At 68.3% G+C, this 24,638-nt stretch carries 24 protein-coding genes and 1 tRNA gene; 10 read left to right on the forward strand and 15 right to left on the reverse strand.

From position 1 onward, the window contains the following. Positions 1-5 precede the first annotated feature (5 nt). Positions 6-737: a nitroreductase gene (locus MEU52_RS15580; RefSeq protein ID WP_238122229.1), complete on the forward strand. Its 732-nt coding sequence runs from the start codon at positions 6-8 to the stop codon at positions 735-737. A gap of 36 nt (positions 738-773) precedes the next feature. After that, positions 774-1,535: an SDR family NAD(P)-dependent oxidoreductase gene (locus tag MEU52_RS15585; RefSeq protein ID WP_238122228.1), complete on the forward strand. Its 762-nt coding sequence runs from the start codon at positions 774-776 to the stop codon at positions 1,533-1,535. Between the two features lie 11 nt (positions 1,536-1,546). On the opposite strand, the gene MEU52_RS15590 is transcribed toward MEU52_RS15585, so the two are convergent. After that, entirely contained in the window at positions 1,547-2,110 is a 564-nt protein-coding gene (locus tag MEU52_RS15590) for a TetR/AcrR family transcriptional regulator (RefSeq protein WP_238122227.1), read from the reverse strand. A gap of 339 nt (positions 2,111-2,449) precedes the next feature. Here MEU52_RS15590 and MEU52_RS15595 point away from each other — a divergent pair, with 339 nt between their 5' ends. The 6 genes from MEU52_RS15595 (at position 2,450) to MEU52_RS15620 (ending at position 8,576) form a co-directional block, all read left to right on the forward strand. Beyond that, complete coding sequence (locus MEU52_RS15595) at positions 2,450-3,658, forward strand: ABC transporter substrate-binding protein (protein ID WP_238122226.1); 1,209 nt, start codon at positions 2,450-2,452, stop codon at positions 3,656-3,658. 15 nt (positions 3,659-3,673) lie between these two features. Further along, positions 3,674-5,113 (forward strand): aldehyde dehydrogenase family protein, encoded by a 1,440-nt coding sequence (locus MEU52_RS15600; RefSeq protein ID WP_238122225.1) that lies wholly within the window; start codon positions 3,674-3,676, stop codon positions 5,111-5,113. Continuing rightward, positions 5,113-6,273: a CaiB/BaiF CoA transferase family protein gene (locus MEU52_RS15605; RefSeq protein WP_238122224.1), complete on the forward strand. Its 1,161-nt coding sequence runs from the start codon at positions 5,113-5,115 to the stop codon at positions 6,271-6,273. Before MEU52_RS15600 ends, MEU52_RS15605 begins: the two co-directional genes overlap by 1 nt. Positions 6,274-6,281: 8 nt before the next feature. Continuing rightward, positions 6,282-7,127: an IclR family transcriptional regulator domain-containing protein gene (locus tag MEU52_RS15610; protein WP_238122223.1), complete on the forward strand. Its 846-nt coding sequence runs from the start codon at positions 6,282-6,284 to the stop codon at positions 7,125-7,127. A gap of 10 nt (positions 7,128-7,137) precedes the next feature. Continuing rightward, a complete protein-coding gene (locus tag MEU52_RS15615; RefSeq protein ID WP_238122222.1) occupies positions 7,138-7,758 on the forward strand; it encodes a glutathione S-transferase in 621 nt (206 codons plus the stop codon). Between the two features lie 83 nt (positions 7,759-7,841). Then, entirely contained in the window at positions 7,842-8,576 is a 735-nt protein-coding gene (locus tag MEU52_RS15620) for an SDR family NAD(P)-dependent oxidoreductase (RefSeq protein ID WP_238122221.1), read from the forward strand. A gap of 142 nt (positions 8,577-8,718) precedes the next feature. On the opposite strand, the gene MEU52_RS15625 is transcribed toward MEU52_RS15620, so the two are convergent. The 14 genes from MEU52_RS15625 to MEU52_RS15690 all read right to left on the reverse strand — a co-directional run bounded on the left by MEU52_RS15625 (position 8,719) and on the right by MEU52_RS15690 (position 20,901). Beyond that, positions 8,719-8,805 (reverse strand) — tRNA-Leu (locus MEU52_RS15625). A 112-nt stretch (positions 8,806-8,917) separates the two neighbouring features. Continuing rightward, entirely contained in the window at positions 8,918-10,075 is a 1,158-nt protein-coding gene (locus MEU52_RS15630; RefSeq protein WP_238122220.1) for an HlyD family secretion protein, read from the reverse strand. Next, a complete protein-coding gene (locus MEU52_RS15635; RefSeq protein ID WP_238122219.1) occupies positions 10,072-10,413 on the reverse strand; it encodes a DUF3302 domain-containing protein in 342 nt (113 codons plus the stop codon). The genes MEU52_RS15630 and MEU52_RS15635 overlap by 4 nt, the downstream gene beginning before the upstream one ends. 353 nt (positions 10,414-10,766) lie before the next feature. Then, positions 10,767-11,624, reverse strand: coding sequence for a TetR/AcrR family transcriptional regulator (locus MEU52_RS15640; protein WP_238122218.1), 858 nt, complete (start codon positions 11,622-11,624; stop codon positions 10,767-10,769). 72 nt (positions 11,625-11,696) lie between these two features. After that, on the reverse strand, positions 11,697-12,326 hold the full coding sequence (locus tag MEU52_RS15645) for an isochorismatase family protein (RefSeq protein WP_238122217.1): 630 nt from the start codon (positions 12,324-12,326) through the stop codon (positions 11,697-11,699). Next, on the reverse strand, positions 12,323-13,381 hold the full coding sequence (locus MEU52_RS15650) for a 2,5-dihydroxypyridine 5,6-dioxygenase (protein ID WP_238122216.1): 1,059 nt from the start codon (positions 13,379-13,381) through the stop codon (positions 12,323-12,325). The genes MEU52_RS15645 and MEU52_RS15650 overlap by 4 nt, the downstream gene beginning before the upstream one ends. A gap of 34 nt (positions 13,382-13,415) precedes the next feature. After that, complete coding sequence (locus MEU52_RS15655) at positions 13,416-14,222, reverse strand: alpha/beta fold hydrolase (protein ID WP_238122215.1); 807 nt, start codon at positions 14,220-14,222, stop codon at positions 13,416-13,418. A 10-nt stretch (positions 14,223-14,232) separates the two neighbouring features. Beyond that, a complete protein-coding gene (locus MEU52_RS15660; protein ID WP_273546264.1) occupies positions 14,233-14,988 on the reverse strand; it encodes a maleate cis-trans isomerase family protein in 756 nt (251 codons plus the stop codon). Positions 14,989-15,006: 18 nt separating this feature from the next. Beyond that, positions 15,007-16,233, reverse strand: a complete 1,227-nt coding sequence (locus tag MEU52_RS15665) for an FAD-dependent monooxygenase (protein WP_238122214.1) — start codon at positions 16,231-16,233, stop codon at positions 15,007-15,009. Positions 16,234-16,324: 91 nt separating this feature from the next. Next, on the reverse strand, positions 16,325-17,029 hold the full coding sequence (locus MEU52_RS15670) for an ABC transporter ATP-binding protein (RefSeq protein ID WP_443267378.1): 705 nt from the start codon (positions 17,027-17,029) through the stop codon (positions 16,325-16,327). A gap of 23 nt (positions 17,030-17,052) precedes the next feature. Then, positions 17,053-17,847: an ABC transporter ATP-binding protein gene (locus MEU52_RS15675; protein ID WP_238122212.1), complete on the reverse strand. Its 795-nt coding sequence runs from the start codon at positions 17,845-17,847 to the stop codon at positions 17,053-17,055. A 2-nt stretch (positions 17,848-17,849) separates the two neighbouring features. Further along, positions 17,850-18,809 (reverse strand): branched-chain amino acid ABC transporter permease, encoded by a 960-nt coding sequence (locus MEU52_RS15680; protein ID WP_238122211.1) that lies wholly within the window; start codon positions 18,807-18,809, stop codon positions 17,850-17,852. Positions 18,810-18,812: 3 nt separating this feature from the next. Continuing rightward, positions 18,813-19,685, reverse strand: coding sequence for a branched-chain amino acid ABC transporter permease (locus MEU52_RS15685; RefSeq protein ID WP_238122210.1), 873 nt, complete (start codon positions 19,683-19,685; stop codon positions 18,813-18,815). A 70-nt stretch (positions 19,686-19,755) separates the two neighbouring features. Beyond that, complete coding sequence (locus MEU52_RS15690) at positions 19,756-20,901, reverse strand: ABC transporter substrate-binding protein (protein ID WP_238122209.1); 1,146 nt, start codon at positions 20,899-20,901, stop codon at positions 19,756-19,758. Between the two features lie 697 nt (positions 20,902-21,598). Between MEU52_RS15690 and MEU52_RS15695 the strand changes: the two genes are divergently transcribed. Both MEU52_RS15695 and MEU52_RS15700 read left to right on the forward strand, forming a co-directional pair. Next, positions 21,599-22,582: a TAXI family TRAP transporter solute-binding subunit gene (locus MEU52_RS15695; protein WP_238122208.1), complete on the forward strand. Its 984-nt coding sequence runs from the start codon at positions 21,599-21,601 to the stop codon at positions 22,580-22,582. 91 nt (positions 22,583-22,673) lie between these two features. Further along, positions 22,674-24,599 (forward strand): TRAP transporter permease, encoded by a 1,926-nt coding sequence (locus MEU52_RS15700; protein WP_238122207.1) that lies wholly within the window; start codon positions 22,674-22,676, stop codon positions 24,597-24,599. Positions 24,600-24,638: the final 39 nt, after the last annotated feature.

Raw genomic sequence — 24,638 nt, forward strand, 5'->3', positions numbered from 1 at the left:
CGCCCATGTCCTCGCCTTCGATCTCCGCGCCGCCCGTCGCTCCCACGGGCCGCCCCGTCGCGGCAACGGCGGTGGAGGCCATCGCCTCACGGCGCGCGGTGCGGGCTTTCCTGCCTGACGAGGTGCCGCCGGCGCTGGTGCTGCAACTGCTCGATCTGGCCGCCCGGGCGCCGTCCGGCAGCAATGTGCAGCCCTGGCAGGTGCTGGTGCTCACCGGCGCGCCGCTGGCGGCGCTCGGCGCCGAGCTGCGGGCGCTGTCGCTGGCGGGCGCGGAGGGCCAGGAGGAATATGCCTATTATCCGCGGAGCTGGCGCGAGCCTTATTTGGCGCGGCGGCGCAAGGTGGGCTGGGACCTCTACGCCAGTCTCGGCATCGCGCGCGGCGACAAGGCCGGCACGGCGGCGCAGATGGCCCGCAACTTCGTGTTCTTCGATGCGCCGGTGGGGCTGTTCTTCACCATCGACCGGGATCTGGAGAAAGGCTCCTGGCTCGATTACGGCATGTTCCTCGAGAACATCATGATCGCGGCGCGCGCCTTCGGCCTGGATACCTGCCCGCAGGCGGCCTTCAACCATTATGGCCATGTCATCACCCAGCGCCTGGCGGTGCCGCCCACGCAGACCCTGGTGTGCGGCATGGCGCTCGGCTACGCGGATATGAGCGCGCCGGAAAACACCTTCGCCACCACCCGCGAGCCGGCGGCGCACTTCACGCGCTTCATCGACCGGCTCGCCTGAGCCGCACCATCACACATCATCTGGGAGGACAACGCCATGCAGCTGCAGGGAAAGACCGCTATTGTCTCCGGCGCCGCCTCGGGGCTGGGGCGGGCCACCGCCGAGCGCCTGGCACAGGAGGGCGCCCGGGTGGCGCTGGTAGATCTGAATGCGGGGGCGCTCGATGCGCTCGCCGCGTCCCTCGGTGCCGGTGCCTATGCGTGCGACGTCACCGATGGTCCGGCGTGGGAGGCCGCGTTCGCCTGCATTACCTCCGATCTCGGGTCGCCGTCTGTATTGGTGAACTGCGCCGGCATCGCTCCCGGAGCGCGCATTGTCGGGCGGGAGGGACCGGCCTCGCTGGCCGAGTTCGAGCGGGTGGTCCGCGTCAATCTCACCGGCACCTTCAATCTCATGCGGCTGGCCGCCCATGCCATGACGGCCCACGCTCCGGATGCGGAGGGAGAGCGCGGGGTGATCATCAACACGGCATCGGTCGCCGCCTATGAGGGGCAGATCGGCCAGGGGGCCTATGCCGCCTCCAAGGGCGGCGTGGCGGCGCTTACCCTGCCGGCGGCCCGCGAGCTGGCCCGCTACGGCATCCGCGTGGTGGCCATCGCGCCGGGCCTGTTCGGCACGCCCATGGTGGAAGCCATGACCGACGAGGTGCAGCAGGCGGTGGTGGCCAACATCCCGTTTCCCAAGCGCTTCGGCAAGCCGTCCGAATATGCGGCGCTGGTGTCGAGCATCATCGGCAACCCCATGCTCAACGGGTCGGTGCTGCGCCTCGACGCGGCGCTGCGCATGCAGGAGCGCTGAGAGCGGCGCCGTCAGCTCCTGCGGGTCATGGCCAAAAGCGCCTCGATGGCCCGTTCGCCCTCCGCGTCGGAGAGGGGGGCGAGGCCGCTCAACTCGGCGAGCCACAGGCCGTCGGCCGCCAGCCGCACGATCTGCATGGGGGCGGTCTTCTCCTCCGGGGCGAGGGCGTCGAGGCGGGCGGTGATCCAGTGCCGCCACCGCTCGCGCAGGGAGGCCTCGGCCAGCAGCAGCACGGCGAGGCTGTTCCAGCGCTCGGCATCCGCGTCGGCGCCGGCATCCAGGCTGGCCAGCAGATAGGCGCGGGTGAAGCGGCCGTGGGGATCCACATCCTGGGCCATCAGCTCCTGGATCTGTGCCTGGGCATGCTCCAGCAGGGCGTCGTGCAGGGCATCGATCAGCGCCCGCTTGGTGGGAAAGTGATGCAGCAGCCCGCCCTTGCTGACCCCGGCGGCGCGGGCGACCGCATCCAGCGTCAGCGCGTGCAGGCCGGTGTCGACGCACAGGCGCGCTGCCACCTCCAGCAGCTGGCTGCGTACCAGCTGGGGCTGCTTTCTGCGTTGATGCGCCTCGCTCATGCTTGGGTCCTCCCCGGCGCCCGCCGGCGCCTGCTCCCGCCTCGGCTCGACGCAGGAGTGATGCGGGGAGGGCGTTTAGCACCGGCATTTCAAACCGTCCAGATGGTTTGTTTGGGTCCGGCCGATGTCGCACCGTCCGCACCGCTCGCCCGGGAGATTCGCCGGCGGTGGGCGGTGCAGCAACCCGGATGAGCTGTGCCGCGCCGCCTTCCGGTTGCGCAAATGGTCCGCTAGATGAACCAATGGTTCAAAAATTTGCATCCGCGCCCCATGCTGTCTAACGTGAGGCCACGCGCCCGTTGGGACGGGCCGACAACAAGCAAGATTGGGAGGAAGAGGATGGGTAGTCTCCGCAGGCTGGCGCTGGGCGCCATCGTCGCGACGCTCGGCTGGCCGACGCTGGCGGCCGCGCAGGATGTGAAGCCGTTCCGCATCGGCGTCTCGAACGATCAGTCCGGCCCCTATGCCGATCAGGGCGGCCCCGGCTCGGTGCTGGCGGCGAAGATGGCGGCGGAGGATTTCGGCGGAAAGGTGTTGGGCCGGCCGATCGAGATCCTGGTGGCGGACAATCAGAACAAGCCGGACATCGCCGGCCAGATCGCCCGCCGGTGGTTCGACGTGGATGGCGTTTCGGCGATCACCGATGGCGGCTCCTCGGCCTCGGGCCTCGCCGCCCAGGCCGCCGCCGCCGAGCGCAAGAAGGTGACGCTCATCACCGCCGGCACCGCGCCGGACTTCAGCGGCAAGCTGTGCTCGCCCTATGGCACCCAGTGGGCGACCTCGTCCTATGCCCTGGCCAACACGGTGGTGAAGGACCTGGTGCGCGACGGCGGCAAGAAGTGGTTCTTCCTCACCACCGATTTCGTCTTCGGCCACGCCCTGGAAGCGGAGACCTCCAAGGCCATCAAGGCGGCCGGCGGCACCGTGCTCGGCAGCGCCAAGCACCCCATCAATACCCAGGACTTCTCCTCCTACCTGCTGCAGGCACAGGGCTCGGGCGCCGATGTGGTGGCCATTGCCGCCGGCGGCTCGGACATGATCACCGCGGTGAAGCAGGCGAAGGAATACCAGATCCCCGGCAAGCTGGTGGCGCTCTATGTGAGCCAGCCGGAAGTGGACGCCATGGGCCTCGATGCCGCCCAGGGCCTGCGTTTCGCCACCCCCTTCTACTGGGATCTCAACGACACCACCCGCGCCTGGTCGAAGCGGTTCCAGGAGCGCCACGGCAAGATGCCGTCCATGATCCACGCCAACACCTATGCCGCCGTGACCCATTACCTGAAGGCGGTGCAGGCGGCTGGCGAGGACGATGCGGCCAAGGTGATCGCCAAGATGAAGGCCACGCCCATCGGCCAGGATGCGCTCATCCAGAATGCGTCGATTCTCGAGAACGGCCGGGTGATCATGGACATGTATGTGGCCAAGGTGAAGAGCCCCAAGCAGTCCAAATTCCCCGGCGACAGCTTCGACATCGTCGCCACTTTGCCGGCGGCGGAAGTGTTCGAGGGCATCGCGGCGTCCGATTGCCCGCTGTTGAAGAAGCAGTGAGAGAGGATTTCCAGGATGGCTTCGGGTCTCTTCATCGGCGGGCGCTGGCTCGATCACGGCACGCGCGTCGCCAACATTAATCCCTCCGACACCTTGGATCCGCTCGGCGACTACAATTGGGGAACGGTCGCCGATGTGGAAGCCGCGGTGGCGGCCGCCCGGGCGGCGCAGCCCGGGTGGGCGGCGGTGCTGCCCGAGGCCCGCGCTCGGCTGCTGCGCCGGGTGGGTGACGAACTGCTGGCCCGCGCCGACGAGCTCGGGCGGCTGATGGCGCGCGAGCAGGGCAAGACCGTGCGGGAAGGCCGCGGCGAGGTGATCCGCTCCGGCGAGATCTTCCATTTCTTCGCCGGCGAGACCGTCCGCAACCACGGTGTGTTCACGCCGGGGCTGCGGGAGGGCTTCACCATCACGGTGAGCCAGGAGCCGGTGGGGGTGATCGGCGTGATCACCCCCTGGAACCTGCCCTTGTCCATTCCCGCCTGGAAGATCGCCCCGGCCCTCGCCTATGGCAACACGGTGGTGTTCAAGCCGAGCGAGCTCACGCCCGATTGCGCCTTTGTGCTCACCGACATGCTGGAGCGCGCCGGGGTGCCGGCGGGGGTGTTCAACCTGGTGATGGGCAACGGCCGCGATCTCGGCCCGGCGCTCATCGATGGCTGTGATGCCATCACCTTCACCGGCTCCGGGCCCACCGGCGCCGCGGTGGTGGCCGCCACCGCCGGGCAGATGAAGAAGGTGCAGGCGGAACTGGGCGGCAAGAGCGGCCTCGTCATCGACAAGACCTGCGAGCTCGACCTCGCCGTGGAAGTGGCGTTCCAGGGCGCCTTCCACGGCACCGGGCAGCGCTGCACCGCCTCCAGCCGCATCATCGTGCTCGATGCGGTGCGCGACGCCTTCCTGGACAAGTTGCTGAAGCGCATGGCCGACAGCCGCATCGGCCACGCCCTGGAGGAGGCGACCGAGATCGGGCCGGTGGTGGACCAGCGCCAGCTCGACAAGGATCTCGGCTATATCGACATCGCCCGCACCGAAGGCGGCGAGGTGCTGGGCGGCGGCAGCGTGCTGGAGCGCCCCCACGCGGGCTTCTATCTCGCGCCCTGCCTCATCGCCACCACCAACAACGGGGCGCGCATCAATCAGGAGGAGGTGTTCGGACCGGTGGCCTCGGTGCTGGCGGCACATGATCTCGACGAGGCCATCGCCATCGCCAACGATGTGCATTACGCCCTTTCGAGCGGCATCTGCACCACCGACCTGATCGCCGCGGAGACGTTCCGGAGTCGCTCGCGGGCGGCCATGGTCACCGTGAACGCTCCCACGGCGGGCCTCGATTTCCACGTGCCGTTCGGTGGCCGCGCCCCCTCGGGCTATGGCCCCCGCGAGCAGGGCATCGCGGCGCGGGAGTTCTATTGCGAATACAAGAGCACCTACGTCAACGTGTCGGGGCATCTGTGATGGCGGGGCCGCTGCAGGGCATCCGGGTGCTCGACCTGTCGACGGTGATCGCCGGCCCCTATGCCGCGCAGATCCTCGGCGACATGGGGGCGGAGGTGCTCAAGGTCGAGCCGCCGCAGGGCGATATCATGCGCGCGGCCGGCCCCGCGCGCTCGCCGGCCATGGGCGCGGCTTTCCTCAATGCCAACCGCAACAAGGATGGGCTGGTGCTCGACCTCAAGCAGCCCGCCGATCGCGAGCGGCTGCTGGCCCTGGTGCGGACGGCCGACGTGCTGCTGCACAATATGCGGCCGGCCGCCGCCGCCCGGCTCGGCCTGGGGCCGGAGACGCTGCTGGCCGAGAACCCGCGGCTGGTCTATTGCGCCATCGTCGGCTTCGGCCAGGACGGCCCCTATCGCGACTGGCCGGCCTATGACGACATCATCCAGGCGGCGGCCGGCTGGTCGGCGCTGGAGGCGACAGTGGGGGGCACCCCGCGCTATGCCCCGACCATCGTCGCCGACAAGACCACCGCCCTTTATGCGGTGGCGGCCATCAACGCCGCCTTGCTGCATGCGGCGCGCACTGGCCAGGGGCAGGCGGTGGAAGTGCCCATGTTCGAGGTGATGGCATCCTACCTGCTGGTGGAGCACTTGGCGGGGCGCACCTTCGTGCCGCCCGAGGGGCCGCCCGGCTATGCCCGCCTGCTGTCGCGCCACCGCCGGCCCTATGCCACCCGGGACGGTCATCTGAGCGTGATGCCCTACACCGCCAGCCACTGGCAGCGCTTCTTCGAGGCCGCCGGCCGGGCCGATTGGGCGGCCGATCCACGGCTCGCCGACGATGGCGCGCGCAGCCGGGCCATCGACGAGCTTTATGGACGCCTGGCGGCGTGCCTGCCGGCGCGCACCAATGGCGAATGGATCGCCCTGCTGCGGGCCGCCGACATTCCCTGTTCTCCGGTCAACGACGTCGACGATCTGCTGGCCGATCCCCATCTCGCCGCCGTGGGCTTCTTCACGCCCGCCACGCACCCCACCGAAGGCGAAGTGCTCACCGTGCGGCCGCCGGTGCGCTTTTCCCGCACCCCCTGCGCGGTGACGGCGCTGGCGCCGGGCCTCGCCGCCGACGGGGGAAAAGCGCAGACGGATCTTCTTGCCCCCGACTGTTTCGCGCCATAATCCGATGCATGGCTACGACCAACCCCGTGAATGCGCTGATGCGCGGTCTTCTCGTCCTGGAGGCCGTGAACGCCTATGGCCCGGCTGGCCTCTCGCAGGTTCAGCACCACACAGGCATTCCCAAGGCCACCGTGCTGCGGCTGTTGGAGAGCCTGCGGCAGGCGGGCTATCTCACCTTCGATGCCGACAGCCGCACCTATCAGGTGGGCCTGCGGGCGCTGGCGCTGTCGAACAACGTCTCCTCCGACGACAACCTGCTGCAGATCGCCCGGCCGATCATGGCGCGGCTGCGGGAGAAGATGGGCTGGCCCTCCGACCTCGCCGTGTTCCAGCACGACAAGATGGTGATCGTCGACACCAACCGGCAGCCGGGCATTCTCTCCAGCAACCGCTCCATCGGCTCGCGGGTGCCCATGCTGGCCTCGGCCACCGGGCGCGCCTATCTGGCGGCGGTGCCGGAGGCCGAGCAGCAGCGCATCCTGCTGCATCTCAAGGACGCGACCGACCCGTTCGAAAAGCTCGCCCGCGATCCGGCGGCGGTGCAGCGTATCCTCACCGAGACCGCGCGGCGCGGCTATGCACTTTCCGACCAGGAATTCCTGAAGACCAATCGCGGTGCGGCCGTGGCGGTGATGCGCGGGGCGCAGGTGGTGTGCGTCATCAACCTCATCGCGGTCGCCGCCCTCGCCACCTTGGCGGATGTGGAACAGCGCTACGTGCCCATGCTGTTCGAGGCGAAGGCGGAGCTCGAGCAGAAGCTGGCGGGAGCGCTTTCCTCGCCCTTTGCCGACGCCCGCGCCCCGGGTGCCGCCATGGCGCTCCACCCCCGACGCCCGCGCAAGCCCCCCACCTGAGGCCTCGGCCATGAAGCTCCTGCATTCCACCGCCTCCCCCTTCGTGCGCAAGGTGATGGTTCTTGCCCATGAAACCGGGCTCGCGGATCAGCTGACCCTGGTGCCCTGCGTGGTGAGCCCGGTGGCGCGCGACGGCCGGGTGGTGCCGCACAATCCCAGCGGCCACATTCCGGCACTGATCCTCGACGATGGCGAGGCGCTCTACGACAGCGTCGTCATCTGCCAGTATCTCGATACCCTGCACCAGGGCCGACCCCTGCATCCGCCGGCCGGCATGCCACGGGCCCGCACGCTGTGCCTGCAGGCGCTGGCCGATGGCATCATGGATGCCGCCGTGCTGATCCGCTTCGAGACCGCGCTGCGGCCGGCGGAGCTGCGCTGGCCGGCCTGGATCGAAGGGCAGGGCGCCAAGATCGTCTCCAGCCTCGACGCGCTGCAGGCCATCTGGCGGAGCCATCTCGATGGCCCCCTCGACATGGGGGTGATCGCGGTGGCCTGTGCGCTCGGCTATCTCGATTTCCGGCTCACGCCGCAGGCCTGGCGCCCGCAGGCTCCCGAGCTAGCGCGCTGGTACGATGCCTTCGCCAGGCGCCCCTCCATGGTGGCGACCGTGCTCAAGCCGGTCGCCTGAGGGCCCCCGAGACCGGTCGGCCGGCGCTGCGGCCGGCGCACGGTGACACACATCAGAACAAGACACGCCCCTGGGAGGAGCGCATGAGCATGACGTTTGGCGAGAGCGTGGTTTTCATCACCGGCGGTGGCGCCGGCATTGGCAAGGCGACGGCGGAGCTGTTCCTCGCCGAAGGGGCGCGGGTGGCGGTGTTCGATCTCGACCCCACCTCGGCTCCGGCTGGCTCCGAGACCCATCAGGGCAGCGTCACCGATGCGGCGGCGGTGGCGGCGGCGGTGGATGCGGTGGCGGCCCGGCACGGGCGCATCGACATCCTGGTCAACAATGCCGGCGTGTCCTTCCTCGGCACCGTGGAGGACGGCACGCTCGACGACTGGACGCGGGTCCTCGACATCAATCTCGTGAGCGTGGCGCGGGTGTCGCGGGCCGCCTTGCCGCATCTGCGCCGCTCCACCCATGGGGCCATCGTCAACATCGCCTCGTGCCTGGCGGACACGGGCCTGGCCCGCCGCGCCCTCTATTCGGCCACCAAGGGCGGCGTCGAGGCCCTGTCGCGGGCCATGGCGGCGGATCTGGTGGGCGAGGGCATCCGGGTGAACTGCGTCAATCCCGGCACGGTGGACACCGCCTTCGTGCAGGGCCTGGCCGCCCAGGTGGGGCGCGACACCCGTGAGTTCGCGGCGCGGCAGGTCACCGGCTACATGGTTTCGCCGCAGGAGGTCGCCCACGCTGTGGCCTATCTGGCCCGCCCGGGGGCGCGCTCCACGGTGGGGTCGGTGCTGACGGTGGAGGCCGGCTTCGGCAGCATCCGCAACTGAGGATGCGACGCGCCTTGTGCGGCTGGGCGTCGCCTGGCGACGACAGCCGCCACCCTGTGCCGAGAAGGGGCCAGCGCGGCACGGTTCAGGCGAAGCACGGTTAGGGCGAAGCACGATTTACGCGGGAACGACCAAGATCGTGTGGTGCGGGCGGTCGGACTCGAACCGACATATCCGTGAGGACGGCGGATTTTGAGTCCGCTGCGTCTACCAGTTCCGCCACGCCCGCGCCAACGCGGAAGCCGTTCAGCTGCGCGGGGGGAGCAATGCCACAGAGCGCGCCCTCTCGTCCAGCCCTTTGAGGACGCAGATGGCGCCGGGGCATGGACCCCGGCGCGGGCCTAGATGTTGAGCGGATAGAGCCAGGCCAGCCAGGTGCGCGAACGGATGGCGATCTTGCGCAGCGCCGCCCAGGAGCCGCTCTGCCCATTGACGTAGATAGCGGCGGCCCCCTGCGCGCCGATGGGGAAGCGCTCCGGGTCGGTGCCATCCACCAGGATCTTCACGCCGTACTGGCCCTGGGGCACGTCCGGATTGGCCGGCTCGAACCGCGGGATCTCCGCATTGGGAAGGTACTGGCCCTGGCCATTGGCCTTCCAGATCGTCTCCACCCGGCCGGTGAAGATCTGCCCCGGGTAGAGATTGAAGGCGAGCTCCACCCCCTGCCCCGGCTTCACGAACTTGAGGTTCTCCTGGAAATAGGTGGCGAGGACATAGCGCTCCTGCTCGACGATGAGGGCGGCGATGGCGCCCACGCGCAGGATGCCCGCCACCATGCCGGGGCGCACCTGGAGATTGATGATGCGGCCGTCCTCGGGGGCGCGCAGGGTGGTGTTGTCGAGATAATAGCGCGCCTGCCGCAGTTCGGCCTCCAGCGCCGCCACGGTGGTGTTCACGCCGTCGATGGTGGAATCGTATTTCAAGCGCGCCACGTCCGCTTCCGCCCGGGCGGCAGCGAAGTCGGCGGCGTCCTTCTTTTCTGCGTCGCGCCAACGGATGGCGTCGTCCTCGCGGGCGGCGCCCTGCTGGGCCAGCACGTCGAAGGTCTGTTTCTGGTGCTGGGAATAGGACAGCGAGGCCTCGGCCTGTTGCGCTCTGGCCTCGGCGGCGGCGATGTCCGCCTGCAGCACCTTCACATTCTGTCGCGCGGCGGCCAGCTGCGCCTCGAGCTGTTGGACTTTCGCCGCGTAGATGGTGGTGTCGAAGCGGAACAGCGGATCGCCCTTCTTCACCTGCGTGTTGTCCTTCACCAGCACCTCGGTGACGAGGGTGGGCTCGGGCAGGCGCGGGATGAGCTGGATGGTGTGCTGAACCACCGTCGCATTGGTCGAATAGGGCGTGACGAAGCGCAGGCCGATGACGAAGATCAGCAAGAGGTGGAGCACCACCATGCTGAAGGCGAACACCCAGCCGGGGGTCATCCGCAGCAGCTTCAGCTTGAGGAAGACCAGCCAGAAGACGAAGCAGGCAAGGGCGCAGATCAGGATGCCGATCATCATGGCGCGTCAGTCCCCTCCGGCTCGGACGAGGGCGGTGCTTTGCCCTTGAGGCGGCTGATCATGGCGTCGGTTTCACGCTTCACGTCCTTCGGCAGGTAGCGCAGGTCCACCACCGCCGTGGGCTTGAAGGCCCAGATCAAGGCCTGAATCCAGGGCACGACGGCCAGGAAGCCGACCCAGCCCATGGCATAGACCGCGTCCGCCTCCGGGTGGTGCCGGGCAATGGCGATCCGCCCCGGCAGGCCGAGAATGAAGATGAGCGCGCCCAGGAATGAGATGCCGATGAAGAACAGCACCGCGAATGTCAGATAGTCCCAGAAATCGAGGGTGAACCCCATGGCGGTTCCTTTCGGGGGGCTTTCGCCGGGGTGCGGCGCGAGCGCGAGGGTGTGCCGCGGCCGAGGGGCCGGCGCGGACGATGGGATGCGTGGCGGGAGGAGGCGGGGCGTGGAAACCGGCAGGGCACCGTCAGCGCGGCATGACGATCCGGCAGGCGGATCGGGGTGCCACCGCCATCAGCCGGTCGAGGGCGCCGCTGCGGCGCGCCCGAGCATCATGTGGGGGCCATTGTGGTGACCATCGCCCATTCTCTCCTGAAGTGGCTGAAACGGAGCCGCCAGCATGCCTTCAGGAAACGACCCACGCTTTTCATTTCGCGTCGACCGCGCGCCGCGCTTCAGGTCGCGCGGTGTCAGCTCTTGGGCTTGGAGGGTGCGCGCCGGCGGGCGGGGGGCTGCGCCGGCAAGCTCGCCGGGGGCGCCAGCATGCCGCCGGTGATGAAGGTGGTGATGGCGTTCAGGATCTCGTCCGGGTTCCCCGGATCGCAGATGCCTGGCGCCAGCTCCTCCACCCGGTGGGTGTCGGAGAAGGTGTAGAGATAGGCCCCCACCATGAAGGTGACGCGCCAGTAGATGTCCTTGCGCGGCAGCTCCGGCAGGGCGGCGCTGAGGGCGTCGGCGAACAGGTGGGTCGAGCGATCATAGGCGCTGGAGCGCAGCTCGTAGGAGATTTCCGGCGGCTCGGTGTGGAGGCGGGCGTGGAGTCGCATGAAGACGCGGCCGCCGGGGGAATTGCGCATGGTGAGCGCCGGCTGCAGGAAGGCGCCGAGAATATCGCGCACCTCCGGCTTCGCGCCGCCGGCCATCAGGGCATCGAGCCGCCGCTCGCGGTCGGCGGCGATCTCCACGGCGCGGCGCAGGAACGCTTCCTTGAACAGCCCCTTCTTGGAGCCGAAATAGTAATTGATGAGGGCCTGCGTCACCTGGGCCTTCTCCGCCACCGTGCGCAGGCTGGTGCCCGAATAGCCCTGGTTGGCGAATTCCATTTCCGCCGCGTCGAGAATGTCGTCGCGGATGCGGCTGACACCCTCGGGACGGCCGGGGCCGGAGCGTTTTTTCTTCGGTGTGGGCGCCGCCTTGTTCCTCGGTGTCGGCTCGGCTGCGTTCTTCAACGCCGCCGCGGCCTTGGGCGCCGGTGCGGCCTTGGGCGCCGGCGCGGCCTTGGGCGACCCGCTGCGGCCGCGGCCCGGTGCTGCACGTCCTTCGGTCATGGTCTGTCCTTCATCGGCGCCCTGCCGCCCGCGGGCTGGCGGCAGGGTTCGGATTACCATTCCCGATCCGGCTTACAAAGCCAGCACGCGCGAGGCCGGCACCACATCGGCATATTTCTGGGCCATGTCGAACAGATTGGCCGCGTGGGGGCCGAGCGCCCGGTCGCCCACGCAATCGTCCAGCACCACCGGCCGGAAGCCGAACGACATGGCATCCACCACCGAGGCGCGCACGCAGCCGCTGGTGGTGCAGCCCGCCACCAGCAGGGTGGCGACGCCGCGCTGGGTGAGCCACGGCGCCAGGGCGGTGCCGAAGAAGGCGGAGGGCACGGTCTTGCGCACCACCAGTTCACCCGTGCGGGGGGCAAGCTCCGGCACGATGGCGCTCGCCGCGTCGTCTTCCTTGAGGGTGAGCATGCCGGGCACCTTCAGGCAGAACACGTTGGTGTCGGCATCGTCGTCCTGGAACACGATGCGGCTGTGGGCCACCGGCCAGCCGGCGGCCCGGGCTTTCACCAGCACCTCCCGGGTGCGGGCGATGGCGGCGGGGATGTTGCCGCCGCCGAAGGCCGCCGGGTCGGCGAAGCCGTTGACGAAATCGACGATCAGGAGGCCGATCCGCCCCTCGATGCCCAGCGCCCGGCCGAAGCCCTGGCGGGCATAGACGGCGCCGTCCGCGCCGCTCTCCGGAGCCGTGCTCATGCCGGCTCATCCGTGGCTGGCGCCGTGGGTAGCAGCACGCCGTCGCGCACCACCTCGTGCTCATCCACCCGCACCGTGCAGTGGCGCATGGGAATGTCGATGTGGCAGGCGGTGGTGCGGCTGCCGCCGGCCTCGTTGTTGGGGCCCATGGAGAACAGGAAATTGCCGGCGAAGGCGCGGGCGTCCATACCCAGGGTCTGCTCGCGGTCGTAGAGGCCGAGGGTGGACCAGCGGGCCCGGTTCTGCAGCCCCCAGCCGATGTGGGAGATGGCGTAGGCCTCCTTGTCCTCGAAGGCGGCCATGTAGTCATTGAGCAGGTCGGCGTCGATGCCGCCGGTGATGGAGGTCACGTAGCCCTTCTCCACGATCATCTCGATGGGGGTGGAGAGATAGGACTTCATCGGCAGCAGAATGTCACCCACCTGCAGCACCACCCGGCCATGGGCCTCGCCGTCATTGGGGAAGGTGAAGCTGAAGCCGCTCGGCCAGTGGTCCCAACGGCCGGGGGCGTCCACATAGCCATATTCCTCCACCACCGGGAACTGGCCGAGGGGCAGGTGGAGATCGGTGCCGGCCTTCGAGGTCACGTGCATTTCGCGACCGCCGGAGAGGAGCGCGGCGGCGGCCGCGCACTTCGCCTTGTCGGCGGCATCGGGCAGCAGCCGCACCAGCACCTCGGGCGGCTCCACCGCCAGCAGGATCTTGGTGCCACTCTCCAGGATCTCCTGCTGCTCGGGGGAGAACAGCAGGGTCATGAGATCCAGCACCATGTCGCTCTGCTTCAGGGCGGCGATGGCGGCGGCGTTGCCGGTGAGCGGCGTGGTGCCGAGATAGGCGAGGCTGTCGCGGCTGTGGGCCAGCTGCGCATTCACCGGCTCCAGCTCCAGCCGGTTGACGACGGCGCCGAGATTGCCGGCGGCGATCTTGGCGGTGCGCAGGGTCTGCGGGTGGCTGTGCTCGGTGGTGAGGAGGGTCACCGTCTGCTGCGGTTCGAGCTTGGAAAGGGTCAGCACATGGGTCCAGGCGCGGACCATATCGGCATCGCTTACGGGCATGGGAGGTCCTTTGAGGTTCGGCGCGGGGAACGGATCACAGCTGCACGCCGAGGAAGCCGCCGAGGGCGGCATGGAAGCCGGCCTCGTCGTCCCACGGGATCATGTGGCCGGCGTCCGCCACCCGGCGAATGTCGATGGCGGGGCAAAGGGTGCGGATCTCATCCTCGTCGGCGGGGGTGATGACGCCGGCGCGGCCCGCCACCATCAGCAGGGTGGGGCAGGCGAGGGCCGGAAAATCCGCATGGATGTCGTCATTCTGGAAGTCGGCGAAGGCGGTGCGCACCGCGCCTTCGTGGCAGGTGTGGAGCCATTCGGCGCGCAGGCCCAGCTGCTCCTCGCTCCAGCTGGGGCAGAAGGCGCGCATGGCCGCGCCATCGCAGCCGGCGGCGGCGAGGCGGATCGAATCCACATACCAGGCGAGATTGGCCGGGTAGGGCCGCCGGCCGGGGCCCGACACCGGCGGATCCACCAGCGCCAGCTGCGCCGCCCCGGCACCGTGGCGGGCCTGGGCTCGCAGGGCGATGCGCGCGCCCATGGAATGGCCGGCGAGCACGTAGTTGCGCAGGCCCAGCGCCTCGGCCAAGGCCGCGGCGTCGGCGGCCATGGCATCGAGCCCATAGTCGAGGGCATCGCCGCTCTCGGAGAGGCCGCGCCCGCGGATGTCCACCACATAGGTGTCGAACACGCGGCCGAGGCGCTCGCCGACGAAGGCCCAGGTGATGGCAGGGCTGGTGATGCCCGGCAGCAGCAGCAGCGGCCGGCCGCGTCCGCCGAAGCGCAGCACGTGCTGGCGGATGCCGTTGGCGCGGACGTTGGCGCCATGAAGGAAGGTGCGGGTCATGGCGCGGTCCTCAGTAGGCGCCGGAGAGCAGGGCGCCGGCGCCGGGCACGAAGGTCTTGAGATCCAGCGCCTTGAGCATGGCATAGGTGGTGGCCGCCGCGGCCGTCACCACCGGCTTGCCGGTGCGCGCCTCCACCTCGGCGATGGCCCGCAGCGAGGGCATCTGCACGCAGGCGGAGAGCACGATGGCATCGGCATCGCCATAATCCATCTGCGCGACGATGCCCGGCAGCCGGGCCGGATCATGGCGCCCCACCTCGATATTGTCGGGGATCTCCAGGGCCCGGAAATCCTGCACCTCGATGCCTTCATGGGCGATGTAGTCCACCACCATCTGCGCCAGCGGGCGCATGTAGGGGGCCACCACCACGATCTTCTTGGCGCCGATGGCAGGCAACGCCTCCACCAGCGCGCCGGCGCTGGTGATGACCGGGGCCGGCGCGCCATTCTCCACGGTGCGGCCGTGCAGCCGCTGCTGGGAGATGCGGTGATAGGACTTGCCCATGCTCATGATGGCCACCAGGCAGGCATAGCCCAGCACATCCACCCGCGCGTCGGAGAGCTCCAGGGCGCAGCGGTCGGATTCGCCGTCCATGGCGGCGAGCTCCTCCTTCTTCACCGTCTTCATGCGCATGCGGCTGGAATGGAAGGTGAAGCGGGTGCCGTGGGTGCGCGCGTGCGCCTCCAGCATGGCGGGGATCTCGGTCTCCATGGTGGTGTTGGAGCTCGGCACGATCTGCCCGATGCGATAAATCTTGTCCGTCATGGTCTCGTCTCGCTGAAATCAGGCCACGAGGCGCGGCTGCGCCCCATCGCGCGCCGCCTCGAACTTGCGGGCGTCGTATGCGTAGACCCAGTTGGCCTGGATGCCGGTGGCCTGCGGATTGAGCAGGCCGCGCAGCCAGTAGATGAAATCCCGCTTGGCCTGGGCCATGGGCGAGGGCAGGTGATAGGTGCGGCCGCGCTCGCGCGCCTCCAGCTGCACCCGGCTGGTGCGGGGGAGCCGCTCGGCCTCATAGGCGCTGAGGGCGCCGGCCACGTCCGCGCCGTGGTGGGCGAGGGCGGCCGCCAGCACATAGGCATCCTCGATGGCCATGGCCGCGCCCTGGGAGAGGAACGGCAGCATGGGGTGGGCGGCATCGCCCAGCAGCGTCACCCGCCCCTTGGACCAGGAGGTCATGGGGTCGCGATCGAACAGGCCCCATTTGAAGACCTCGGTGACCTGGCTGAACAGCTTTTCCACCTTGGGGTGCCAGCCGCGGAAGCTGCCCATCAGCTCGGCCTGGCTCGAAGGGGCGTTCCAGGATTCCTCCACCCAGGCGGCGGTTTCCGCCACCGCGACGATGTTCACCGCCTTGCCGCCACGCACGTAGTAAGTGACGAGGTGGCTCTTCGGGCCCATCCAGAAAGAGGCGTCGGGGCTCACATAGTCCACCAGCCCCTCCACCGGAACCAGGGCGCGGTAGCACATGTGGCCGGTGAAGCGCGGCGCTTCCGGGCCGAACAGGGTGTTGCGCACGGCGGAGCGCACGCCATCGGCGCCGACGATGAGATCAGCCTCGAAGCTGGAGCCGTCGGCGAAGGTGGCGGTGGCGCTGTCCTTGCCCTGGACGACGCCGGTGCAGGCGGCGCCGAAGGTGGTCACGCGCTCGGGCACCAAGGCGGCGAAGATGGCGTGCATGTCGGCGCGGTGGATGTGGATGAAGGGCGCGTCGTAGATCGCCGGGCACACCGCCTTGAGCGGGGTGCGGAAGCTCTCCCGGCCGGAGCGCCAGTTGCGGCCGACGATGGCCTCGGGCAGGAAGCCTACCGCCAGCATCTTGTCGAGCTGGCCGAGGGCCTTGACCACCTTCACCGCGTTGGGGGTCATCTGGATGCCGGCGCCCACCTCGCCGAACGCCTCGGCGCGCTCGAACAGGCGCACCTCGAACCCGCGGGCGATGAGGTTGGCGGCCAGCGCGACGCCGCCGATGCCGCCGCCGACAATGCCGATGGTCTTCGGTCGTTTCACTTCGCTCTCCTGTCGTGCCAATGCCGGCTCTGCGGCATTAATTGTGTGATTATTTAATTTGTGGGGCAGGGGTGGTGCGATCCGCCGGCGCTCAGCCGCCGAGATAGGCGCGCAGCAGTTCCGGATCGGACCTGAGGGCGGCGGCGGGGCGGGCGGCGCGGGTGCGCCCGGTCTCCACCACATAGGCGCGGGAGGCCACGTCCAAGGCGTTGTAGATGTTCTGCTCCACCAGCAACACGGTGACCCCGTGGCCGTTGATGGCGCGCACCACGTCGAACACCTCGTCGGCCATCTTGGGGCTGAGGCCGAGGCTCGGCTCGTCCAGCATCAGCAGGCTAGGTTCGGACATCAGCGCGCGGGCGATGGCCAGCATCTGCTGCTCGCCGCCGGAGAGGGTGCCGGCCAATTGCCGGGCCCGTTCCCGCAGGCGCGGAAAGCGGTGGTAGGCCATGCCGATGCGCTGTTCCCGCTCAGCCCGCGAGCGGCACAGGAAGGCGCCGAGATTGAGGTTTTCCTCCACTGTCATGGCCGGCCACACGTGCCGTTCCTCGGGGCAATGGGCGATGCCGGCGGCCACCACCTTGTCGGGCGGCTGGTTGGCGATATCGCGCCCCTCGAAGCGGATGGCGCCGGACCGCAGCTTCAGCAGGCCGGAAATGGCCCGCAGCGTGGTGCTCTTGCCGGCGCCGTTGGCGCCGATGAGCGCCACCGTCTCGCCCTTGTGCACCTCGAAGGAGATGCCGTGCAGCGCCGCGGTGCTGCCATAGGCCACGTGGATCTGCTCGACGCTGAGCACCGGCGGCTGGGTCGCTGTCTGGCTCATGCGGCGGCCTTTCCGAGATAGGCTTCCTGCACCTCGCGGTTGGCGCGCACCTCTTCCGGCCGGCCTTCCGCCAGCTTCTGCCCGAAGTTGAGCACCACCACCCGGTCGCAGGTGTTCATGACGAGGCTCATGTTGTGTTCCACCAGCAGCAAGGCGGTTACGGCGCGGCCCACCAGTTGCTTCAGTGTTTCGCCGAACAGATGGGCCTCGTGGCTGTTGAGGCCGGCGGCGGGCTCGTCCAGCAGCAGCGCCTCGGGCTTGGCGGCGAGGGCCACCGCCACTTCCAGCAGCCGCAGCTCGCCGCAGGAAAGCAGGTGGGCCGGGGCATCGGCGCGGTGGCTGAGGCCCAGGGTTTCCACGATCTGCGCGGTGCTCTCGGCAATGCGCGCCTCGCTGGCGCGGGTGCGGGCGCCCGGCAGGAAGGTGCCGAGCAGGGATTGGCGGCCCTGCATGTAGTGGCCGGTGCGCACGTTCTCGAACACGGTCAGTTTCTTCATCACGCTGGTCTTCTGAAACGAGCGCACGAGGCCGAGCCGGGCGATCTCGAACGGCCGGCGGCGGGTGATGTCGGCGCCCTTGAACCGCACCGTGCCGGCGCTGGCCGGGCAGAAACCGGTGATCATGTTGAAACAGGTGGTCTTGCCGGCGCCGTTGGGGCCGATGAGGCCGACGATCTCCCCCGGCATGAGGCGGAAGGAGAAGTCGCGCACGGCAATGAGGCCGCCGAACACCATGGTGAGGTTGTCGGCCTCCAGCAGCGGCGTCGCGGGGGTGGGATGGGTTTGGGACATGATCACAGCACCCCTCGGTCGGCGGAGACGGGACGGGCCGGCGCATGGGGCCGCAGGCGCTTGAGCTTCGGCGCGAGGCTGATGATGCCATTGGGCAGGAACAGCACCACCGCCATGACGATCAGGCCGAACAGGGTGAGTCGTAGTTCCTGCATGTCGCGCAGGTATTCCTCAAGCAACGTGACGATGGCAGCGCCAATGATCGGGCCAATCAACGTGCCCTTTCCGCCGATCAGCACCATGATGATCATGCTGGCCATGAAGCTGAACTGGAAGATGTCCGGCCCGACGAAGGTGATGTAGTGGGCATAGAAGCCGCCGGCGAGCCCGGCGAGGCCCGCCCCCAGCACGAAGGCCAGCATGGCCGAGCCGAACGGGTTGATGCCGATGGACTGGGCCACGAAGCGGCTTTCCCGCACCGCCACGGCGCCGCGCCCGGCATTGGAATGGACGAAGCGGTAGCACAGATAGAGGGTGACGGCGGCCACCGCGAGCACCGCGTAGAAGAACAGGCGCTTGTCCTGGAGAAAGCCCTGCGGGATGCCGGCAAGACCCATCGGCCCGTTGGTCACCGCGATCCAGTTGTTGGCGACGAGCCGCAGCACCTCGGCAAAAGACAGGGTGACGATGACGAAATACGGGCCCTTGAGGCGCAGGGTGATGGCGCCGATGAAGCCGCCGGCCACCGCCGCCAGGGCCCCGGCCGCCGGGATGGTGGCCCAGACCGGCCAGCCGGCCTTCTGCGCCAGCAGCGCCGCGGCATAGGCGCCGACCCCGAGGAAGGCGGTGTGGCCGAGGGAGAACTCGCCCACATAGCCGACGATGAGGTTCAGGCTGGAGGCCAGCACCACATAGAACAGCACCAGGATGGCGATGTGCAGCACATAAGGATCATGCACCGCCAGCGGGAACAGCGCCGCCGCCGCCAGCAGGGTCAAGAGGATACGGGAATCGGACGGCATGGCTCAGGCCCTCTCGCTGGAGCTGGAGAACAGGCCCTGGGGCCGGAACAGCAGGATGAGGATGACGAGCACGAAGCCGATCACGTCCACCATGCCGGTGGCCACGTAGCCGCCCCACAGGGACTCGGCGACGCCCAGCAGCAGCCCGCCCACCACGGCGCCGGGAAACGAGCCCATGCCGCCGAGGATGACCACCACGAAGCTCTTCAGGCTGACCAGGCCGCCGACGCTGGCCTGGGCCGAATAGATGGAGGCGAGCAGCATGCCCGAGAGGGCGGCGAGCGTGCAGCCGAGCGCGAAGGTGGCGGCATGGACGCGGGCGACGCGGATGCCGGAGAGGCTCGCCGCCATGGGATCCTGGAAGGTGGCGCGCATGGCCTGGCCGAGGCGGGTGTGGCGGATGAGGGCGTGGGTGGCGATCATCAGCGCAATGCCCACCGCCACCGCCATCAGCCGTAGCTTGGTGACGATGATGGGGCCGATGAAAAGGGCGCCCTCCGGCACCGCGCCAGCCACCTTCAGCGGCGCCGGGCCGACCACCAGCAAGGTGACGTTGGCGAGGAAGATGGACAGGCCGATGGTGAAGAGAATGCCGGGCTCCTCGCCCTCCCCGCGCAGCCGCTCGATAAGGAAGCGATCGATGAGGAGGCCGAAGGCGGCCATCACCGCCGCCACCAGCGCGACGGACAGAAAGAAGTTCAGGCCGAGATGGGTGGTGAAGAACCAGCCCAGCACCCCGCCGAGCATGTACATCTCGCCATGGGCGAAGTTGACCACACGCATGAGGCCGAAGATGAGCGTGAGCCCGAGGGCGGAGAGCGCATAGAAGGCGCCGTTGATCAGCCCGTTGGTGAGGAACTGAAGAAACAGATCCATGGGTCTTTCCAAGAAGGGGGCGCGTCGCCGGTGGTTGGGGGCCGGCGGCCGGGAGCCGCCGGCGCACGCATCAGTGGGGCGCATCCACCGGCGCGGTCGCGATGACCTTGGGGCTCTTGCCCTCGATCTTCACCAGCGCGGTCTCGAAGCCATAGGCCTGGCCCTTGTCGGTGAATTTGTAGGTGCCGTTGGGGGCGGCATAGTCGGTCTGCTTGAGGCCGGCGAGGATGGCCGGGGCCTCGGTGCTGCCGGCGCGGGCGATGGCGGCGGCCATGATGTTCACGGCGTTGTAGCCGGCGGCGCCATACTTGCCGGGCTTGGCCCCATATTGCGCCTCATAGGCCTTCACGAACGCCGTATTGCGGGGCGTCTCAAGGGTGGAGACATAGGGCACCGCCGCATAAAGCCCCTCGGCGGCCTCGCCGGCGAGGTCGATGAAATCGGCGGTGGCCCAGGAGCCGACGCCGAACACCTTGGCGGACAGGCCGAGTTCCTTGATCTGTTTCACCAGGATCGAACCATCCTGGGTCTCGGCGGCCACCACGATGCCATCGGGACGGGTGGCGCGGATCTTCGTGAGCAGCGTGTAGAAATCTGTGGCACCGTGGTCGAAATACTCGGTGGCCACGGTCTTCACCCCGAGGGCGGTGAGATCGCGATCGAATTCGGCGACCGCACCGCGGCCCCAATCGTCATTGACGGCGATATAGGCGACGGTTTTCAGCTTCAGGCTGTTGGCCAGAATGCTCGAAAATGCCGTAGCCAGCAGGGCGTCGGTCTCGGCGGCGCGGTAGAAATAGGCATTGTTCTGTTCGGTCAGGTCCGCCTTGGACGACACGCCGGTCAGAAGCGGCACCTGATATTTCTGCGCCACGGGCATGATGGCGGCGGTGGCGGAGCTGCAGAAGGCGCCAATGAGGGCGACCACCTTGTCCCGCTGCACCAGCTTTTCGACGGCGTTGACGGAGTTGGCCGGCTTGCACTGGCCGTCCTCGATGACAAGGCGCACGGGCTTGCCGAGCACGCCGCCGGCGGCGTTGATGTCGGCGAGGGCGAGCTTGGCGCCGTCCACCACCGATTTGCCATTGTAGGCCACAGAGCCGGTGAGCGGCTGGATGAGGCCGATGCGGATCTCATCCTCGGCGACGGCTGGACTGGCGACGACGGCAGGGCTGGCGGCGAGCGCGAGCAGAAGCCCGTAGGAGGCAGCTTTCATGCGAAGTTCCCCGGCATCCTGAGGCGGGAGGGCCTCGGGCAGTTGCGATTGTTCCAGAAGGCGGTCGTATTAATTTATTAATCGACCAATTAATTTATGGATCATAGGAACGCTTTCGCGGCTGTGTCAATCCGACGCCGAGCGCTTGCTGCAGATTTTGATGCGCATCAATGCGCCGCCTCGCGCCCCTCTCATGGGCGGCGAAGCCGGGTGGGTCGCCTGCGGTCGCTCGCTGTCGCAATTTCGTGCAGCTGCTGCCCATAATTTGCCCCGTCCCGCGTGTCGCGAGGCCGGCTGCGGCGAGCGTGCGCACATGGGCTCCGTTGGGTTGCCAAGGCCGCCGGGGGATGCAGGGCGTGGGCTACGCGTGTCGGCAGGCCGGGATTTGTTGGAAGGGGCGGCGGGTTTGCCGGCGCGCGTGCCGGAATGTCGGGCGCAAGCGATGTCTGTTCCAGCGCTCGTTTTGGGTGTTCTCAAGATCATCTGCAATCGTTTGTGGCGTGGTCAAAACTTGACCAGCTGCTGCGTTGACACCTTGGAATGATTATGTCCTAATTCTTCATCATTTGCGCACAAACAATAAATCCAGAGTGCGGTGTTGACGATTGGGCGGTGATGTCTGTTGTTGCGGTGCGGTGAGACTTGTGCGCCGCGTCGAGACCTCAGATGAGCCGTTCCAGCACTGGAAGGGGACAGCATGACGAAATCCATGATCCGCAAGGCCGCCTTGGCCGTTCTGGCCGGTGGCATGGTCGCCACGGCCGCCTTCGCCGCCGAGCCGCTCAAGATCACGCTGGCGGGCGGCTCCGTCGGCGGCGCCTGGAGCGCCATGGGCGCCGCCATCGGCGAAACCATCCGCATGGGCGCGCCGGATTCCTCCTTCACCTATGAGCCCGGCGTGGATGCTGCCAACGTGCAGCTGGTGCAGTCCGGCCGGGTGCAGCTCGGCATCGCCCACGCGCAGATGGCCTTGCGTGGAATCAAGGGCTTGGCGCCGTTCAAGGCGGCGACGCCCGACATCCGCGCGGTGGCGTTGCTGGATCCCCTGGCGGCGGTGCAGATCGTGGTGAAGGCCGATGGGCCGATCCAGAGCCTGGCGGATATTCGTGAGAAGAAAATCCCCGTTCGCATTGCCTTCAATCAACGCGGCACCACCATGGCGGTGATCGGTGAGGAGGTCTTCAAGTCGTCCGGCATTTCTCTGAAGGATATCACTGACTGGGGTGGCCGGATCGAATATGTGTCCTTCAATGCCGGGCTTGATATGCTCAAGAACGGGCAGGTGGATCTGGTGCTGAACATGCTGGCCTTCCCATCGGGTCAGGTGAATGCCATCTCCCGCGATCTGCCGATCCGCCTGCTGCCGGTGCCGGCCGATGCGGTCAAGAAGCTGGTGGATGCAGAAGGCGTGAAGCCGGTGACGATCCCGGCCACCACCTACGGTTTCGAGGATAAGCCGGTGGAGACGGTGACGGCTTCGGTGGTGCTGCTGGCCTCCTCGAAGATGCCCGACGCCGAAGTGGCCGCGGTCACCGCCGCCATGATCAAGAACTATGATTACCTGAAGAAGGCCTATGTGACCTTCGGCAAGATGGAGCCCTCGCAGCTGCCCGACGTGGCCCCGCTCTCGCTGCATCCCGGCGCGGCGCAGGCCTATCGCGAGGCCGGCCTCCTGAAGTGAGGTCGGCGGGCGGCGACGCCCGATCGTTCCAGCAGTGTGGCGGGAGGCGCGTGTGCGTGTCCCCCGTCGCCAGGCGGATCTGAGGGATATCATGAGCTTGGTTCAGCTGATCGGTCCGGGCAAGTCGCGTGCCTTGGGCCGCGTCGAGACGGTCTTCGTTTACGCGCTGTGCACGGCGGTGGCCGCACTGTTCGTGGCGATTGCCTTCGGCTGGTACGTCAACCAGATGATCGGCCTTTACATCTTCCTCGGCGCGATCTTGTCGGTGGCCTTCCTCACCACCACGGGCAACCCGCAGCGGCCGCGCACCCGCACCGTCTTTTCCACGGTGGCGGCGATCCTCTCGCTGCTGATCTGCGGCTATTTCATCTGGATGCACCCGGTCTACGAGCAGCGCATCCCGATGATCGACGAATTGACGCCGCTCGATCAGGTGGCGGCCATCACGCTGATCCTTCTCGTTCTCGAGGCCACCCGCCGGTGCATCGGCTTTACCTTGGTGGCGGTGGTTCTGGTCTTTCTGAGCTATGCGGCATTCGGTTCCCATCTTGAGGGGGCGTTCTCCCATCGCGGGATGAGCCTGGAAGAAACCCTCACGCAGCTCGTCTTCACTCCGAACGGCATCTTCGGCTCGGCGTTGGAAGTGGCGGCGTTTCTGGTGTTCGTCTTCGTCGCCTTCGGCGCCCTGCTCGACCGCGCCGGCGGCGGTGACTTCTTCTTCGACGTGGCCAACAGCCTGGTGGGGCGCCAGGTGGGCGGACCGGCCAAGGTGGCGGTGGTCTCCTCCGGCCTCTACGGCTCCATCTCCGGCTCGCCCACCTCCGATGTGGTGACCACCGGATCGTTCACCATTCCGCTGATGATCCGCACCGGCCTCACCCGCAACTACGCGGCCGCGGTGGAAGCCACCGCGTCCACCGGCGGCGCCCTGCTGCCGCCCGTCATGGGGTCGGCGGCGTTCCTGATGTCGGATTTCACCGGCATCTCCTATGGCACCATCGCGCTGGCGGCCATCTTCCCCGCCTTCCTCTATTATCTCGCCATCTACCTGGCCGTGGATTTCCGCTCGCGCCTCGAAGGGGCCGTGCTGAGCGAGGCCGGCAGCACCGTGCCGCGGGTGCTCGAGGTGCTGAAGGGGGGCTGGTATTATCTCATCCCCGTGGGCCTGCTGGTCTATTGCGTGCTGATGTTGAACCGACCGGCGCTGTCGGGTGCGTTGGCCTTCGCGGCCCTGGTGCCGATCCTGATCTGGCGCAACCGCCGGCAGCCGGTGAAGGCGGTGACCGGGTTCGGCGATGCCCTGAACGAGGCCATGCGGCGCATGACCGGCATTGGTGTCGCCTGCGCGGTGGCGGGCCTGGTGGTGGGCACCCTGGCGGTGACCGACCTCACCGGCAAGATTTCCTCGGCGCTGTTCGCCCTGGCCGCCGGCAACTACCTTCTGACCCTGCTGATCGCCACCGTGGTGACCATCGTCCTCGGCATGGGCATGCCCACCCCGGCGGTCTATACCCTGGCGGCCGTGCTGGCGGCGCCGGCGCTGCTGGCCCTCGATGTGCCGCTGCTGCCGGCGCACCTGTTCATCGTCTACTTCGCCTCCATGTCGGCCATCACGCCACCGGTGGCGGTGGCGGCCTTCGCCGCGGCCTCCATTGCCGACACGGACCCCATCCGGGTCGGCTTCCTGTGCTGCCGCCTGGCCCTGGTGGCCTTCATCATCCCGTTCGTGTTCATCACCGATCCGAGCCTGCTGCTGATGGGCTCGCCGGGGGCGATCGCGGTGGGCATGCTGAGCCCCCTCGCCGGCGTCATCGCCCTGGTGGCGGCGCTGGAGGGGTATCTGACGCGGCCGATCGCCAGGGGCATGCGGTTGGGGCTGGGCCTTGCCGGCGCCGCCCTCATCACCACCAATCTCGTGGCCATCGGCCTCGGCGCGGTGCTGCTGGTGGGACTGCTGGTGCTGCACTTCCTCGGTCGCGACGGAACGGTGGTGGCCGCCCGGTCACACGCCCGCTAGGAAGAACTGTCAAAATCCACTTCTAATGGAAGTGGTGCG

The sequence above is a fragment of the Xanthobacter sp. NM-25 genome, from assembly GCF_022138605.1.
Classification (GTDB): Bacteria; Pseudomonadota; Alphaproteobacteria; order Rhizobiales; family Xanthobacteraceae; genus Xanthobacter.

Excerpts from the sequence above, each read along its gene's own strand:
- MEU52_RS15655 (WP_238122215.1), bottom strand. The coding sequence starts at position 14,222 with ATGACCCGCACCTTCCTTCATGGCGCCAACGTCCGCGCCAACGGCATC.
- MEU52_RS15660 (WP_273546264.1), bottom strand. The coding sequence starts at position 14,988 with ATGACGGACAAGATTTATCGCATCGGGCAGATCGTGCCGAGCTCCAAC.
- MEU52_RS15605 (WP_238122224.1), top strand. The coding sequence starts at position 5,113 with ATGGCGGGGCCGCTGCAGGGCATCCGGGTGCTCGACCTGTCGACGGTG.
- MEU52_RS15675 (WP_238122212.1), bottom strand. The coding sequence starts at position 17,847 with ATGTCCCAAACCCATCCCACCCCCGCGACGCCGCTGCTGGAGGCCGAC.
- MEU52_RS15645 (WP_238122217.1), bottom strand. The coding sequence starts at position 12,326 with ATGAGCACGGCTCCGGAGAGCGGCGCGGACGGCGCCGTCTATGCCCGC.
- MEU52_RS15580 (WP_238122229.1), top strand. The coding sequence starts at position 6 with ATGTCCTCGCCTTCGATCTCCGCGCCGCCCGTCGCTCCCACGGGCCGC.
- MEU52_RS15700 (WP_238122207.1), top strand. The coding sequence starts at position 22,674 with ATGAGCTTGGTTCAGCTGATCGGTCCGGGCAAGTCGCGTGCCTTGGGC.
- MEU52_RS15640 (WP_238122218.1), bottom strand. The coding sequence starts at position 11,624 with ATGACCGAAGGACGTGCAGCACCGGGCCGCGGCCGCAGCGGGTCGCCC.
- MEU52_RS15610 (WP_238122223.1), top strand. The coding sequence starts at position 6,282 with ATGGCTACGACCAACCCCGTGAATGCGCTGATGCGCGGTCTTCTCGTC.
- MEU52_RS15600 (WP_238122225.1), top strand. The coding sequence starts at position 3,674 with ATGGCTTCGGGTCTCTTCATCGGCGGGCGCTGGCTCGATCACGGCACG.
- MEU52_RS15680 (WP_238122211.1), bottom strand. The coding sequence starts at position 18,809 with ATGCCGTCCGATTCCCGTATCCTCTTGACCCTGCTGGCGGCGGCGGCG.
- MEU52_RS15695 (WP_238122208.1), top strand. The coding sequence starts at position 21,599 with ATGACGAAATCCATGATCCGCAAGGCCGCCTTGGCCGTTCTGGCCGGT.
- MEU52_RS15690 (WP_238122209.1), bottom strand. The coding sequence starts at position 20,901 with ATGAAAGCTGCCTCCTACGGGCTTCTGCTCGCGCTCGCCGCCAGCCCT.
- MEU52_RS15585 (WP_238122228.1), top strand. The coding sequence starts at position 774 with ATGCAGCTGCAGGGAAAGACCGCTATTGTCTCCGGCGCCGCCTCGGGG.
- MEU52_RS15595 (WP_238122226.1), top strand. The coding sequence starts at position 2,450 with ATGGGTAGTCTCCGCAGGCTGGCGCTGGGCGCCATCGTCGCGACGCTC.
- MEU52_RS15630 (WP_238122220.1), bottom strand. The coding sequence starts at position 10,075 with ATGATGATCGGCATCCTGATCTGCGCCCTTGCCTGCTTCGTCTTCTGG.
- MEU52_RS15590 (WP_238122227.1), bottom strand. The coding sequence starts at position 2,110 with ATGAGCGAGGCGCATCAACGCAGAAAGCAGCCCCAGCTGGTACGCAGC.
- MEU52_RS15685 (WP_238122210.1), bottom strand. The coding sequence starts at position 19,685 with ATGGATCTGTTTCTTCAGTTCCTCACCAACGGGCTGATCAACGGCGCC.
- MEU52_RS15635 (WP_238122219.1), bottom strand. The coding sequence starts at position 10,413 with ATGGGGTTCACCCTCGATTTCTGGGACTATCTGACATTCGCGGTGCTG.
- MEU52_RS15650 (WP_238122216.1), bottom strand. The coding sequence starts at position 13,381 with ATGCCCGTAAGCGATGCCGATATGGTCCGCGCCTGGACCCATGTGCTG.
- MEU52_RS15615 (WP_238122222.1), top strand. The coding sequence starts at position 7,138 with ATGAAGCTCCTGCATTCCACCGCCTCCCCCTTCGTGCGCAAGGTGATG.
- MEU52_RS15620 (WP_238122221.1), top strand. The coding sequence starts at position 7,842 with ATGAGCATGACGTTTGGCGAGAGCGTGGTTTTCATCACCGGCGGTGGC.